The sequence below is a fragment of the Streptomyces sp. NPDC020489 genome (assembly GCF_044386545.1).
Lineage (GTDB): Bacteria > Actinomycetota > Actinomycetes > Streptomycetales > Streptomycetaceae > Streptomyces.
In genome coordinates this window covers 264,865-277,827 of sequence record NZ_JBIRUZ010000011.1, presented here as the reverse complement: position 1 = coordinate 277,827, position 12,963 = coordinate 264,865, and the positions used below count along the sequence as shown (strand labels likewise).

The window sequence follows — 12,963 nt, the reverse complement described above, 5'->3', positions numbered from 1 at the left end:
AGCGCGTCCTCAAGGGAGCCCTAAGCCGCGTTGGTTGAGTTCCAGCACTCAAGACTCCCTCATCGTTCCTGGAGTTGTCTCTCATGAAGCGTGTGCGTCTCGTCCCCGCGGTGGCCCTGCTGGCGCTCTCGCCCCTCGCCCTGGTGGCCTGCGGCTCGGGCGACTCGTCGTCCTCCTCGAACAGCGGCAACTCCGGTCAGCGGGCCTGTGCCTCCGGCGCGCCCAGCGGCAACCCGTCGGGGATGCCGTCCGGGGCCCCGTCCGGCGCCCCGTCCGGCGCTCCCACGGCGAACGGCACCGCCCAGCCCTCCGGTGCCCCCTCGGGCATGCCGAGCGGAGCACCCGGCGGCGGGCAGGGCGGTCCCGGTGGTGGCATGGGCGGCGGCTGTGGTGGGCCCGGCGGCGGGGGCGGTGGAGTGCCGAGCGGGGCACCCAGCGGCGCCCCGAGCCAGGCGGCGACCTCGGAGGCGACCGAGGGCTGACGCCTCACGTCGTACGACAGGGACGGCCCTCCCGGTGAACGGGGGCGCCGTCCCTCGGCGTGGGGCCGCAGGGGTCGCCGCCGGCCGGTCAGTCCCGCCAGTGTTCCCGTCCGATGCTGATGAGGCGCATCTGGCGGGTGGCGACCTGCGTGACCCGTTCCCGCTCCTCCTCCGGGGCCTCCAGTGCCTCCAGGAACAGGGAGGCGGTGATGAGCATCTGGTCGACGTAGAGATGCGCCAGCATCAGCAGGTCGTCGTCGCTCCAGCCCTCGGACTCCGGGTCCTTGGCGAGTTCCTCCTTCACCTCCTCGGCGAACCGGGCCAGTTGGCCGCGGATGGCCTCCCGCACCGGCTGGACGCCGCCGTGCCGCTCCCGGGCGATGAAGCGGACGTGGGCGGGGTGCGTGCGGACGTGGTGGGAGATCAACTCGACGGCGCGGTCGATGCGTTCGCCGGCGGTGTCGGCCACCGTGACCGTGGTGCGGATCATCGGGTGCAGGCTGCCCAGCGCCTCCTCGACGAGGGCGACGCCGAGGTCGGCGGTGGACCGGAAGTGCCGGTAGAAGGCGGTCGGCGCGACGCCGACGGCGCGCGTGACCTCGCGCAGGCCCAGACTGCTCAGGCTCTGCTCCTCCAGCAACCCCAACGCGGCGTCGAGGAGCGCCTGTCGGGTCTTGAGCTTCTGGGCCTGCCGGATGCCGAGGGTGTGACTCATACCATGCAGTAAACAACTGTTCTCTGGAATTGAGAAGTCGTCGGGAGCGCTAGACTGGGTACTCGGTGAACAACTGTTACTACAACTGTTCACCGACTTGTCACGAGAAGCACCCACGCAAACATCTCGGAGGGGGATCTCATCCCATGCTGTTCCTCGTCGCCGCACTCCTGCTCTTCGGCGCCGTCCTGGGCACCGTCGCCCACGCGCCGTTCGCCTTCACCGCCGTCGCCGCAACCGTGATCGCCGCCTGGCTCGGCATCTTCGCGCTCCGCGAGCGGAACTCCCGCCGCCACGCGTCGACCCGCTGACCTCCGGCCCGCCCGACCCATCGACCCCAGGGGACTGATCACCATGCAGCTCACCGCCCAGGCCACCCAGGCCGGCCGGCGCACCGGAGCCCGCGACGCCGACGGCATGGCCGTGGCCTCCTTCATCCTCGGCCTCGTCGGCCTCCTCGTCCTGAACGTCTTCCTCGGCCCGGTCGCCATCGCCCTGGCGTCGGTGGCCCTGTGGCGCGGTACCGCCCGCCGCGGCCGTGCCTTCCTCGGCCTCGGACTCGGCGTCGCCGACCTGCTCGTCCTGGTCGCCTTCATGCAGATGGACAGCACGGTCTCCTGGAGCTTCTAGCCCGGGACCGCACACGGACCCGACCGGCCGGGCCCGTAGAATCGGGTCACCATGGCTTACCTCGACCACGCCGCGACGACCCCGATGCTTCCCGAGGCGGTCGAGGCACTCGCCGCACAGCTGGCCGTCACCGGCAACGCCTCCTCCCTCCACGCATCCGGCCGCCGCGCCCGGCGCACCGTCGAGGAGGCCCGGGAGACCCTCGCCGAGTCCCTGGGCGCCCGCCCCAGCGAGGTCGTCCTCACCTCCGGCGGCACCGAGGCCGACAACCTCGCGGTGAAGGGCCTGTACTGGTCCCGCCGCGACGCCGACCCGGCCCGCACCCGCGTCCTGGCCAGCCCCGTCGAGCACCACGCCGTCCTCGACGCCGTGCACTGGCTCGGCGAGCACGAGGGCGCCACCGTCGAGTACCTCCCGGTCGACGCCCACGGCCGCGTCCACCCCGAGGCCCTGCGCGAGGCCATCGCCCGCGACCCCGACGACGTCGCCCTCGCCACCGTGATGTGGGCGAACAACGAGATCGGCACGATCATGCCGGTCCGCGAACTGGCGGACGTGGCACGGGAGTTCGGCATCCCGCTGCACGCCGACGCGGTCCAGGCGTACGGCCAGGTCCCCGTCGACTTCGCCGCCTCCGGGCTCGCCGCGATGACCGTCTCCGGCCACAAGATCGGCGGCCCCTACGGCATCGGAGCCCTGCTCCTGGGCCGCGAGTACACCCCCGTCCCCGTTCTGCACGGCGGCGGTCAGGAGCGCCATGTCCGCTCCGGCACCCTCGACGTCCCCGCCGTCGCCTCCTTCGCCGTCGCCGGCCGCCTCGCCGCCGAGCAGCACGAGTGGTTCGCCCGGGAGATCGGCGCCCTGCGCGACGCCCTCGTCGACGCCGTCCGTACGGCGGTCCCGGACGCGATCCTCGGCGGCGACCCCGCGCCCGGGGGCCGGCTCCCCGCCAACGCCCACTTCACCTTCCCCGGCTGCGAGGGCGACTCCCTCCTGCTGCTCCTCGACGCCCAGGGCATCGAGTGCTCCACCGGCTCCGCCTGCACCGCCGGGGTCGCCCAGCCCAGCCATGTCCTGCTCGCCACCGGCACCGACCCGGACCTGGCCCGCGGCACCCTGCGCTTCTCGCTCGGCCACACGTCCACCGAGGCCGACGTGGAGGCGGTCGCCCGGGCGATCGGCCCGGCGGTCGAACGCGCCCGCGCGGCAGGACTGACCTGACGGAAGGCGGACGGGCTGCCTGGTGTCAGGCGGTTCTCGCGCGTGCCGCGCGCACCAGGCGCAGGTACCGGTCCCAGTCCCAGTGCTCGCCGGGGTCCGTGTGGTCCGTCCCCGGCACCTCCACGTGCCCGATGAGGTGCTCGCGGTCCACGGCGATGTCGTACCGCGCGCAGATCCGCGCCGTCAGACGCGCCGAGGCCTTGTACATCGCGTCGGTGAAGTCCTCCGGCCGGTCCACGAACCCCTCGTGCTCGATGCCGACACTGCGCTCGTTGTAGTCCCGGTTGCCCGCGTGGTACGCGACGTCCAGCTCGCGGATCATCTGCGTGACCCGGCCGTCCCGGCCGACGATGTAGTGCGCCGCCGCCCGGTGCCCCGGGTCCTGGAAGGCCTTGACCGCGCTGGCGAAGCTGCCCTGGGTGACATGGACGATCACCCGGTCTATGCCGTAGTCGTCGGGCCGGTCCGCGCGCCGCCAGTTGGCGTCGGAGGCGGCGATCCAGCGCGCGCCGGTGTAGTCGACCTCGCCCTCCTTGCGGGGCTTGTCCACACCGGGCGTACGCCACCACAGGCGCGCCAGCTCGTCGCGGGCCAGCACACCGGTGCCCACCGCGGCGGCCGCCCCGCCCACGATCAGCGCGCGCCGGCCGATGCGCCGGTCGCCGTCCTCGGATGCCCTTTTCGCCCCCATGCGATCGTCAACGGATATCCGGCGGCCGCGGTTCCCGCGCCCCCGTACCCTGGAAGGGTTATGACGAACTCCACGCAGCGCCCCCTCCGCGTCCTCGCCGCCATGTCCGGTGGCGTGGACTCCGCCGTCGCCGCCGCCCGCGCCGCGGAAGCCGGCCACGACGTGACCGGCGTCCACCTCGCCCTCTCGGCGAACCCGCAGTCCTTCCGCACGGGCGCGCGTGGCTGTTGCACCATCGAGGACTCCCGCGACGCCCGCCGTGCCGCCGACGTCATCGGCATCCCCTTCTACGTGTGGGACCTCGCCGACCGCTTCCGTGAGGACGTGGTCGAGGACTTCGTCGCCGAGTACGAGGCCGGCCGCACCCCCAACCCGTGCCTGCGCTGCAACGAGAAGATCAAGTTCGCCGCGCTGCTCGACAAGGCCCTCGCGCTCGGCTTCGACGCGGTCTGCACCGGCCACTACGCCCAGGTGATCGTCCGCGAGGACGGCACCCGCGAACTGCACCGCGCCTCCGACATGGCCAAGGACCAGTCGTACGTCCTCGGCGTCCTCGACGACAGGCAGCTCGCGCACGCGCTCTTCCCGCTCGGTGACACCGTCACGACCAAGGAGGAGATCCGCGCGGAGGCCGAGCGCCGGGGCCTGGCGGTGGCCAAGAAGCCCGACTCCCACGACATCTGCTTCATCGCCGACGGCGACACCCAGGGCTTCCTGGCGAACCGCCTGGGCAAGGCGGAGGGCGACATCGTCGACGAGTCCGGCGCAAGGATCGGCACCCACGAGGGCGCGTACGGCTTCACCATCGGCCAGCGCAAGGGGCTCAGGATCGGCACCCCGGCCGCCGACGGCAAGCCGCGCTACGTCCTCGACATCTCCCCGGTGAACAACACCGTGACGGTCGGCCCGGCCGCCTCCCTCGACGTCAGCGGCCTCACCGCGATCAAGCCCCGCTGGTGCGGCGCCGCCCCGACCGGTCCCGGCACCTACACTGCCCAGCTCCGCGCCCACGGCGGCGAGACCGAGGTGCGTGCGGAACTGGTGGACGGCGAGCTGAGGGTGTCGTTCACGCAGCCCGTCCGCGGGGTCGCCCCCGGCCAGGCGATCGTGCTCTACGACGGCACGCGCGTGGTCGGCTCGGCGACGATCGCCTCGACCACGCGCGCGACGGCGGGCGCCCCGGCGTGACGCGGTCGCCCGCCACCGGCCGGGCCGGCCGTGCCAGGCCCCCGGCCGGTGACCGCCGCTAGCCGGTGACCTCCACCTCGTAGAAGCACAGGTGGTCCTTGATCTCGGCCACCTCCGGCTTCGGCTCCGGGTACGCCCACACCAGGTCGGGGGCGTCCGGCAGCGACCAGTAGGACGCCGTGCCCTTGAAGGGGCAGTACGAGTGCGTGTCGGACGGGGTCAGCAGATCCAGGCGGACGTCCTCGGCGGGGATGTAGTAGCGCACCGGACAGCCCGTCTCGCGCAGGACGAGCGGACGGTCGGTCTCCGCGAGGACATGGTCGCCGTGCACCACGCGCACGTGCTCGGCGCTCCGCTCGACGGTGATGCGGTGCCCTTGGGTCACGATCTGCCTCCTCGGGTGAAGCCGTTGTGGAAGGTGCAGCGCGCGCCGGGCCCGAGTTCTTCCCAGGGAGGCCGCAGGGGAGCGCCGACGCCGGGCGCGGAGACTTCTCGGATGCGGCTGACCGCGATGTCCGACCGGGCCCGTACCGTGGGCCCATGAACATCTGCGTCTTCCTCTCGGCCGCCGACCTCGACGAGCGCTACACCCGCCCCGCGCGGGAGTTCGCCGAACTGCTCGGCAAGGGCGGCCACACGCTGGTATGGGGCGGCTCGGACGTCGGGCTGATGAAGGTCGTCGCGGACGGCGTGCAGGAGGCGGGCGGCCGGCTCGTCGGCGTCTCCGTGGAGTTCCTGTCCGCCAAGGTCCGCCCGGGAGTCGACGCGATGGTGATCGCCAAGGACCTCGCCGAGCGCAAGAGGCTCCTGCTGGAGAAGTCCGACGCGGTGGTGATCATGGTGGGCGGCACCGGCACGCTCGACGAGGCCACGGAGATCCTGGAGCTGAAGAAGCACGGCCACACCGACAAGCCCGTGGTCCTGCTCAACACCGCGGGCTTCTACGACGGCCTGAAGGAGCAGTTCCGGCGCATGGAGGACGAGGGCTTCCTGCCGCGCCCGCTGACCGAGCTGGTGTTCTTCGCGGAGGAGCCGGTGGGGGCGCTGGCCTATCTGGAGGAGAGCCGGGGCATCGCGTGATGCGACGATGACGCCCATGGCTACTCATGTGATCACCGGGGCGGGCTCCGGCATCGGCGCGGCCGTCGCCCGCCGCCTCCACGCGCGCGGGGACGACCTCGTGCTGCACGCGCGCGACGCGGGCCGGGCGAAGGAACTCGCGGCCCAGTTCCCCGGCGCGCAGACCCTCGTCGGCGATCTGGCGGACCCGGACAAGCTGTCCTGGGCCTTCTCCCACCAGTCGCTGCCCGACCGGGTCGACTCCCTGCTGCACATCGCCGGCGTGGTGGACCTCGGTCCGGTCGGCGACCTCACCCCGAAGTCCTGGCGGCACCAGCTCAACGTGAACCTGGTCTCACCCGCCGAGCTGACCCGCCACTTCCTGCCCCAACTCCGCGCGGCGCGCGGCCACGTGGTCTTCGTGAACTCGGGCGCCGGACTGAACGCCCACGCCGACTGGTCCGCGTACGCGGCCTCCAAGCACGGCCTGAAGGCCCTCGCGGACTCCCTGCGCCACGAGGAGCACGCGAACGGCGTCCGCGTCACCTCGGTCTACCCCGGCCGCACCGCCAGCCCCATGCAGGCCAAGGTCCACCAGCAGGAGGGCAAGGAGTACGACGCCTCGAAGTGGATCGACCCCGAGTCGGTCGCGACGGCCCTCCTGACCGCGCTGGACCTGCCCCGCGACGCGGAGATCAACGACCTGACGGTCCGCCCGGGCCGATGACCCAGTCGTGGATGCCCGAGGTGACGGGCGGCGACGAGATACGGGGCTGGCTGGCGCGGGTGTGGGACCGCACCGAGGCCGCGCTGATCCTGGAGGGCGGGGACGACGGCGGTCCGCTCGCGGGGCGCCGGGTGCTCGGTGAGGTCACGGACCCGGCGGACCTGGGGGAGCTGCGGACCCTCACCACCGCGGGCGACTTCCTCGACGACCGCTGCCGCTGCCACGGCTCCCTGACCATCGCCCTGCTCGACGTCGACGCCGAGTTCATCGGCAGCGGCAGCTACCACGGCCGCACCGACGTCTCCTGGGCGGACTTCGGCAACAACCTCCGGGTCGCCGAGCCCGAGCGGCTGCTCGACTTCCTGACACGGTACGGCGCGTACTCGCGGTGAGGCCTTGCGCGCTCCGGCGGCCGGGTCCTGGCGGAGGGTTGCATACGCTGTCCCGGTGAGTGCAGACAGTCAGTTCACCTTCGCCCCCGCCACCGGCATCGGCTCCCTGCCCGGCGGTGACGCCAGGGAGGCCGCCAGGACGGCCACCGGGTCCTTCGAGGACTTCCCGTTCCTGCCCGAGCTGCCCGCGCGCGGACCCGGCGCGGACATGATCGGGCGGACCGCCGGGATGCTCGTCGAGGTCTACGCGCGCGTGGAGCCCAGCGGCTGGCGGATCGGGGACCGGCCCGGCCGGGACACCAAGCGCGCCCGGTCCTGGCTCAATGAGGACCTGGACGCACTGGAGGAGTTCACGCAGGGCTACGAGGGCCCGCTCAAGGTGCAGGCCGTCGGTCCCTGGACCCTCGCCGCCGCGCTGGAGCTCAGGAACGGCGAGGCCGCCCTCGGTGACCCCGGCGCCTGCAGCGACCTGGCCGCCTCCCTCACCGAGGGGCTGCGCGAGCACCTCGCCGAGGTGCAACGCCGCATTCCCGGTGCCCGGCTCGTCCTCCAGCTCGACGAACCCTCGCTGACCGCGGTCCTGCGGGGCCGGGTGAGGACCGCGAGCGGCTACCGCACCCACCGGGCCGTCGACCGGCAGGTCGTCGAGTCGACCCTCCGCGACGTCGTCGGGGTTCACGCCGACGGACCCGTCGTGGTCCACTCGTGCGCACCGGACGTCCCGTTCGCGCTGCTGCGCAGGGCGGGCGCGGCGGCCGTCTCCTTCGACCTCGGCCTGCTCACCGAGCGTGACGACGACGCGATCGGGGAGGCGGTCGAGAGCGGCACCCGGCTCTTCACCGGTGTCGTACCCGGCACGGACACGGCATTGTCGGACCCTGCCGGTAGCGTCATGGGTGTCAGGACGCTGTGGCGCAGGTTGGGGCTGCATCCCGGGCTTCTCGCGGAGGCGGTCACGATCACTCCGGCGTGCGGGCTCGCGGGCGCCTCCCCGAGCTACGCGCGGGAGGCCCTCGCCCACTGCGCCCAGGCGGCGAGATCCCTCGCGGACAACCCAGAGTAACGGGAGGACCACACGGTGGCCGGCGACAAGCAAGCGGAGACGACGGTGCCCGCAGAGGCACGGGAGCAGCACGCGAAGCTCGCTGAGCAGATCGAGGAGCACCGCTTCCGGTACTACGTGCAGGACGCTCCGGTCGTCAGCGACGCGGAGTTCGACCAGCTCCTGCGGTCGCTCGAGGCGCTGGAGGAGGAGTACAGCGAGCTGCGCACACCGGACTCGCCGACGCAGAAGGTCGCCGTCGAGTTCGAGACCGACCTCGCCAAGGTCGAGCACCGCGAACGCATGTTGTCGCTCGACAACGTCTTCGACGACGCGGGGCTCGCCGCATGGGCCGAGCGCGTGCACAAGGACGTCGGTACCTCCGACCACCACTTCCTGTGCGAGCTCAAGATCGACGGCCTGGCGGTGAACCTGACCTACGAGAACGGCCGGCTCACCCGCGCGGCCACCCGGGGCACCGGCCGGATCGGTGAGGACATCACGCCCAACGTGATGACGATCGCCGAGATCCCGCACCGGTTGAAGGGGGACCGGGTGCCGAGCCTCGTCGAGATCCGCGGCGAGGTCTACTTCCCGATGGAGGCCTTCGAGGGCCTCAACGCCCGCCGCCTGGCGGCCGGTGAGAAGCCGTACGCCAACCCCCGCAACTCCGCCTCGGGTTCGCTGCGGCAGAAGGACCCGAAGGTCACCGCGACCCTGCCCCTGCACATGGTCGTCCACGGCATCGGCGCGCTGGAGGGCTTCGACGGCATGACCCGTCTGTCCCAGGCCTACGACCTGCTCAAGGAGTGGGGCCTGCCCACCGCCCAGCACAACAGGGTCGTCGACGACCTCGACGGGGTACGGGAGTTCATCGCGTACTACGGTGAGCACCGGCACTCGGTGGCGCACGAGATCGACGGTGCGGTCGTCAAGCTGGACGAGATCCCGCTCCAGGGACGCCTCGGCTCCACCTCCCGCGCGCCGCGCTGGGCGATCGCGTACAAGTACGCGCCCGAAGAGGTCAACACCAAGCTCATCAACATCCGCGTGGGCGTGGGCCGTACGGGCCGGGTGACTCCCTACGCCCAGGTCGAACCCGTCACGGTCGCGGGCTCGGAGGTGGAGTTCGCCACCCTGCACAACCAGGACGTCGTCAAGGCCAAGGGCGTCCTGATCGGCGACACGGTAGTGATCCGCAAGGCCGGTGACGTCATCCCCGAGATCCTCGGTCCGGTCGTGGACCTGCGGGACGGCGACGAGCGCGAGTTCGTGATGCCGAGCGAGTGCCCCGAGTGCGGCACGGCGCTGCGGCCGATGAAGGAGGGCGACGTCGATCTGCGCTGCCCCAACGGGCAGGGCTGCCCCGCCCAGTTGCGCGAGCGACTGTTCTACCTCGCCGGCCGCAAGGCGCTGGACATCGAGCACTTCGGGTACGTCGCCGCGGCGGCCCTCACCAAGCCGCTGGAGCCCGCCGAGCCGCCGCTGAAGGACGAGGGCGACCTGTTCGACCTGACCATCGAGCAGCTGCTCCCCATCAAGGCGTACGTCCTCGACCAGGACAGCGGACTGCCCAAGCGCGACCCGAAGACCGGCGAGGAGAAGATCGCCACGGTCTTCGCCAACCAGCAGGGCGAGCCGAAGAAGAACGCGGTCGCGATGCTGGAGAACATCGCCGCGGCCAAGGAGCGCCCGCTCGCCCGTGTCCTGACCGGGCTGTCGATCCGGCACGTCGGTCCGGTCGCGGCCGAGGCGCTGGCCCGTGAGTTCCGCTCGATCGAGCGGATCGAGCAGGCGACGGAGGAGGAGCTGGCCGGCACCGACGGCGTCGGCGGGATCATCGCGAAGTCGCTCAAGGAGTGGTTCGCCGAGGAGTGGCACCAGGAGATCCTCCGCAAGTGGCGGGCCGCCGGCGTGCGGATGGAGGAGGAGGCCGGGGGCGAGGACGAGGGCCCGCGTCCGCTCGAAGGCCTCACGGTCGTCGTCACCGGCACCCTGGAGCGCTACACCCGCGACGGTGCCAAGGCGGCCCTGCAAAGCAGGGGGGCGAAAGTGACCGGTTCGGTTTCGAAGAAGACGTCTTTCGTCGTTGTGGGTGACAATCCTGGCTCGAAGTACGACAAGGCGATGCAGCTCAAGGTGCCCGTTCTGAACGAGGACGGGTTCGACGTCCTGCTGGAGCGGGGCCCCGAGGCCGCCGCCGACGTCGCGCTGGCGGTCGAGGAGTAGGCGAGAAGCAGTCGACGAACAGGCGGAGCCGCGGTTGAAGGCCACCCGATCGGCGCATACCAGAGGCATACGGGTGGCCGGGGCGCATTCGGGCAACCGGCGACGACCGCTGCCCGTGGAAGCCTTCTGCGGCCTACTGTTGAGATGTGCGCCTGCCGTGCCCAGCTGCGGTGGGGGCATCCCTTTGCTCCTCAGGAGCAGGGGGAAGGGTTTTCCAACGCGGCGCCGCAGCGGGTGTGTCGGGCAACGGGCCGTGTGGCGTGGGCACCGCCGGCTGTGAGAGGGACGGGAATGGAACCGACCGAGAGCGCCGCCCCGGACTCACGGCTGCGCCGGATGACCGGCGCCTGGCGGGGGAGCCGGCGCGCGCCGGGCGCCGTGACACGTCCGGGCGAGGAGGCGCGCGTCGCCGGACCGTACACCGCCGTGGACGAACGCCCGCCCGCCCCGCTCACCGCCGAGCACGCCTCCGGCATCCCGGGCGTCGGACCCGAGCGGCACCTGTCCTGGCCCGCCCTGCCCACGGCGGTCGTCGCGGTCGCCGGGTTCGTCCTCGGCGCCGGCTTCTACCGGGCCTTCACCGGCAGCCAGGCGCTCTTCCCCTCCGGCACCGTCGGCTGGTCCCTGGCCGTGCTGACCGGCGTCATCGTCGGCCACCTGGTCGCGCTCGGCCGCGCCCGCTGGTGGGGCGGCACCGGCTCGGGCGCCGCCCTCACCCTCGCGGTGCTGGTGCTGTACGGCTGGGTGCCGGCCGGCATGGTCAGCCTCACCGTCGTCGTCCTGGTCGGCACCGCCAGGCGCCACCGCTGGCGGCAGGGCGTCCTGCACGGCGCGGTGGACACCCTCGGCATCGGCGCCGGCGCCCTGGTGCTGGCCGCCTTCGGCCGTGTCCCGTCGGTCGAGACCCCCTGGAACCCGGACAGCTGGACGCTCTACACCGCCCCCGAGGTGATCCTCGTCGCGGTCGCCTATCTCGCGGTCACCCGCACCCTGCTGTGGCACCTGCACGCGCCGCGCACCGGCGCGGTGCCCACCGTCGCCCGTACCGCCCTGGTCAGACAGGGCCTGGTCGCGGTCGCGCTGCTCGGTATCGCACCGCTGGTCTGCGTCGTCGCCGTCGCCAAACCGGTGCTGCTGCCCCTGTTCGCGATCCCGCTCATCGCCCTCGACTCCACCCTGTGGATAGCGCGGGCCCGGGCGGAGGAGCAACTGCGCGACCCGCTGACCGGGCTCCCCAACCGGCAGTGGCTGCTGGAACGCACCTGGAGCGCCCTGGACGACGCCGAGCGCATCGGCGCCCGGTCCGCCCTGATGCTCATCGACCTCGACCGCTTCCGCTCGGTCAACGACACCCTGGGCCACCTGGCCGGCGACCGGCTGCTGCTCCAGATCGCTGACCGGCTCCAGCGGGCCCTGCCGCGCGGGGCGGAGGCCGCGCGGCTCGGCGGTGACGAGTTCGCCGTCTTACTCCCCGTCGCCGACTCCACGACGTCCGCGACCCGCGTCGCCCGGAGCCTCGTCGCGGCCCTCAGCTCACCGCTCGACCTGGACGGACTCACCCTCGTCCTGGAGGCCAGCGCCGGAGTCGCCGTCTTCCCCGACCACGCCCTGGAGGCCGAGGGGCTGCTGCGCCGGGCCGACGTGGCGATGTATCAGGCGAAGCGGGACCGTACGGGCGTCGAGGTCTACGAGTCCAAGCGGGACTCCAACACCCCGGACCGCCTCGGGCTCCTGGGCGACCTGCGCCGGGCCCTGGACGCGCACGAGGTCGAACTGCACTACCAGCCCAAGGTCCGCTTCGACGGACAGGTGGCCGGCCTGGAGGCCCTGGTGCGCTGGGTGCACCCGGAGCGCGGGAGGGTCCCCCCGGACGAGTTCATCGCGATCGCCGAGTCCTCCGGGCTGATGCCGCACCTCACCGAGTACGTCCTGGACACCGCCCTCGCCCAGGTGGCCGTATGGCGGGCCCAGGGCCTGTACGTCCCGGTCGCCGTGAACGTCTCCCCTCGCGACGTGCACACCCCCGGCTTCGCCGGCTCGGTCGCCGCCCGGCTGGCCCGGCACGGCGTCCCCGCGGGCTCGCTCCAGCTGGAGATCACCGAGCACGTGCTCCTGGAGGACCCGCAGCGCGCCGCCGACACCCTCGCCGGTCTGACCGGGCACGGCGTGAAGATGTCCCTCGACGACTTCGGGACCGGCTACTCCTCGCTGGTCCATCTGCGGCGGCTGCCCGTCAGCGAGCTGAAGATCGACCGCTCCTTCGTCGCCCGGCTGGCCGTGGACACCGAGGACGCCGCGATCGTGCGCTGCACGGTCGACCTCGCGCATTCGCTGGGCCTGCTCGTCGTCGCCGAGGGCGTCGAGGACGACGAGACCTGGGAGCGGCTGCGCGACCTGGGCTGTGACGCCGTACAGGGCTGGCTGGTCGCGGCCGCCATGCCCGCGGAGGAGGCGACGGCCTGGCTGCGGGCGCGCGGTTCGCGCGGGTGGCAGCGGCCGAGGGCGGCGCTGCCGGCGGCCGCCGCCGACGAGTAGCACCCGCAGGCGCCTTGCGGGGATCCTGGTGGTGAGCGCCGAGTCCGCACCG

At 72.6% G+C, this 12,963-nt stretch carries 14 protein-coding genes; 11 read left to right on the top strand and 3 right to left on the bottom strand.

The window, feature by feature from the left end; all coding sequences use genetic code 11:
• The first annotated feature begins 83 nt into the window (after positions 1-83).
• A complete protein-coding gene (locus tag ACH41F_RS28735; RefSeq protein ID WP_398838089.1) occupies positions 84-482 on the top strand; it encodes a hypothetical protein in 399 nt (132 codons plus the stop codon).
• An 88-nt stretch (positions 483-570) separates the two neighbouring features.
• Here ACH41F_RS28735 and ACH41F_RS28730 read toward each other — a convergent pair whose 3' ends face one another.
• The gene (locus ACH41F_RS28730; protein WP_391232612.1) at positions 571-1,197 is read right to left on the bottom strand and encodes a TetR family transcriptional regulator; all 627 of its coding nucleotides are present in this window, start codon (positions 1,195-1,197) and stop codon (positions 571-573) included.
• A 146-nt stretch (positions 1,198-1,343) separates the two neighbouring features.
• Here ACH41F_RS28730 and ACH41F_RS28725 point away from each other — a divergent pair, with 146 nt between their 5' ends.
• Genes ACH41F_RS28725 through ACH41F_RS28715 form a run of 3 tightly spaced genes read left to right on the top strand, consistent with a single transcriptional unit; the run spans position 1,344 to position 3,048 of the window.
• Positions 1,344-1,508 (top strand): hypothetical protein, encoded by a 165-nt coding sequence (locus ACH41F_RS28725; protein ID WP_391232611.1) that lies wholly within the window; start codon positions 1,344-1,346, stop codon positions 1,506-1,508.
• A gap of 43 nt (positions 1,509-1,551) precedes the next feature.
• Positions 1,552-1,827 (top strand): DUF4190 domain-containing protein, encoded by a 276-nt coding sequence (locus ACH41F_RS28720; RefSeq protein ID WP_391232610.1) that lies wholly within the window; start codon positions 1,552-1,554, stop codon positions 1,825-1,827.
• 51 nt (positions 1,828-1,878) lie between these two features.
• The gene (locus ACH41F_RS28715; RefSeq protein WP_398838087.1) at positions 1,879-3,048 is read left to right on the top strand and encodes a cysteine desulfurase family protein; all 1,170 of its coding nucleotides are present in this window, start codon (positions 1,879-1,881) and stop codon (positions 3,046-3,048) included.
• A gap of 25 nt (positions 3,049-3,073) precedes the next feature.
• On the opposite strand, the gene ACH41F_RS28710 is transcribed toward ACH41F_RS28715, so the two are convergent.
• Positions 3,074-3,739 (bottom strand): N-acetylmuramoyl-L-alanine amidase, encoded by a 666-nt coding sequence (locus ACH41F_RS28710; protein WP_391232608.1) that lies wholly within the window; start codon positions 3,737-3,739, stop codon positions 3,074-3,076.
• Positions 3,740-3,799: 60 nt separating this feature from the next.
• Between ACH41F_RS28710 and mnmA the strand changes: the two genes are divergently transcribed.
• Positions 3,800-4,927, top strand: a complete 1,128-nt coding sequence (gene mnmA, locus ACH41F_RS28705) for a tRNA 2-thiouridine(34) synthase MnmA (RefSeq protein WP_398838085.1) — start codon at positions 3,800-3,802, stop codon at positions 4,925-4,927.
• A gap of 58 nt (positions 4,928-4,985) precedes the next feature.
• On the opposite strand, the gene ACH41F_RS28700 is transcribed toward mnmA, so the two are convergent.
• A complete protein-coding gene (locus ACH41F_RS28700; protein WP_391232604.1) occupies positions 4,986-5,312 on the bottom strand; it encodes a DUF427 domain-containing protein in 327 nt (108 codons plus the stop codon).
• Between the two features lie 155 nt (positions 5,313-5,467).
• On the opposite strand from ACH41F_RS28700, the gene ACH41F_RS28695 reads away from it, so the two are divergent.
• The 6 genes from ACH41F_RS28695 to ACH41F_RS28670 all read left to right on the top strand — a co-directional run bounded on the left by ACH41F_RS28695 (position 5,468) and on the right by ACH41F_RS28670 (position 12,911).
• Entirely contained in the window at positions 5,468-6,007 is a 540-nt protein-coding gene (locus ACH41F_RS28695; protein ID WP_391232603.1) for a TIGR00730 family Rossman fold protein, read from the top strand.
• A gap of 7 nt (positions 6,008-6,014) precedes the next feature.
• On the top strand, positions 6,015-6,713 hold the full coding sequence (locus tag ACH41F_RS28690) for an SDR family oxidoreductase (protein WP_398838083.1): 699 nt from the start codon (positions 6,015-6,017) through the stop codon (positions 6,711-6,713).
• Positions 6,714-6,724: 11 nt separating this feature from the next.
• A complete protein-coding gene (locus ACH41F_RS28685; RefSeq protein ID WP_391232600.1) occupies positions 6,725-7,105 on the top strand; it encodes a hypothetical protein in 381 nt (126 codons plus the stop codon).
• A 55-nt stretch (positions 7,106-7,160) separates the two neighbouring features.
• A complete protein-coding gene (locus ACH41F_RS28680; protein ID WP_391232599.1) occupies positions 7,161-8,168 on the top strand; it encodes a methionine synthase in 1,008 nt (335 codons plus the stop codon).
• 15 nt (positions 8,169-8,183) lie between these two features.
• Positions 8,184-10,376 (top strand): NAD-dependent DNA ligase LigA, encoded by a 2,193-nt coding sequence (gene ligA, locus ACH41F_RS28675; protein ID WP_398838082.1) that lies wholly within the window; start codon positions 8,184-8,186, stop codon positions 10,374-10,376.
• Between the two features lie 291 nt (positions 10,377-10,667).
• Entirely contained in the window at positions 10,668-12,911 is a 2,244-nt protein-coding gene (locus tag ACH41F_RS28670; RefSeq protein WP_398838080.1) for a putative bifunctional diguanylate cyclase/phosphodiesterase, read from the top strand.
• Positions 12,912-12,963 lie beyond the last annotated feature (52 nt).

Bases quoted from the DNA above. Each gene is read 5' to 3' on its own strand.
- ACH41F_RS28690 (WP_398838083.1), top strand. From the start codon at position 6,015: ATGACGCCCATGGCTACTCATGTGATCACCGGGGCGGGCTCCGGCATC.
- ACH41F_RS28715 (WP_398838087.1), top strand. From the start codon at position 1,879: ATGGCTTACCTCGACCACGCCGCGACGACCCCGATGCTTCCCGAGGCG.
- ACH41F_RS28725 (WP_391232611.1), top strand. From the start codon at position 1,344: ATGCTGTTCCTCGTCGCCGCACTCCTGCTCTTCGGCGCCGTCCTGGGC.
- ACH41F_RS28735 (WP_398838089.1), top strand. From the start codon at position 84: ATGAAGCGTGTGCGTCTCGTCCCCGCGGTGGCCCTGCTGGCGCTCTCG.
- ACH41F_RS28720 (WP_391232610.1), top strand. From the start codon at position 1,552: ATGCAGCTCACCGCCCAGGCCACCCAGGCCGGCCGGCGCACCGGAGCC.
- ACH41F_RS28730 (WP_391232612.1), bottom strand. From the start codon at position 1,197: ATGAGTCACACCCTCGGCATCCGGCAGGCCCAGAAGCTCAAGACCCGA.
- ACH41F_RS28695 (WP_391232603.1), top strand. From the start codon at position 5,468: ATGAACATCTGCGTCTTCCTCTCGGCCGCCGACCTCGACGAGCGCTAC.
- ACH41F_RS28685 (WP_391232600.1), top strand. From the start codon at position 6,725: ATGCCCGAGGTGACGGGCGGCGACGAGATACGGGGCTGGCTGGCGCGG.
- ACH41F_RS28670 (WP_398838080.1), top strand. From the start codon at position 10,668: ATGGAACCGACCGAGAGCGCCGCCCCGGACTCACGGCTGCGCCGGATG.
- mnmA (WP_398838085.1), top strand. From the start codon at position 3,800: ATGACGAACTCCACGCAGCGCCCCCTCCGCGTCCTCGCCGCCATGTCC.
- ACH41F_RS28710 (WP_391232608.1), bottom strand. From the start codon at position 3,739: ATGGGGGCGAAAAGGGCATCCGAGGACGGCGACCGGCGCATCGGCCGG.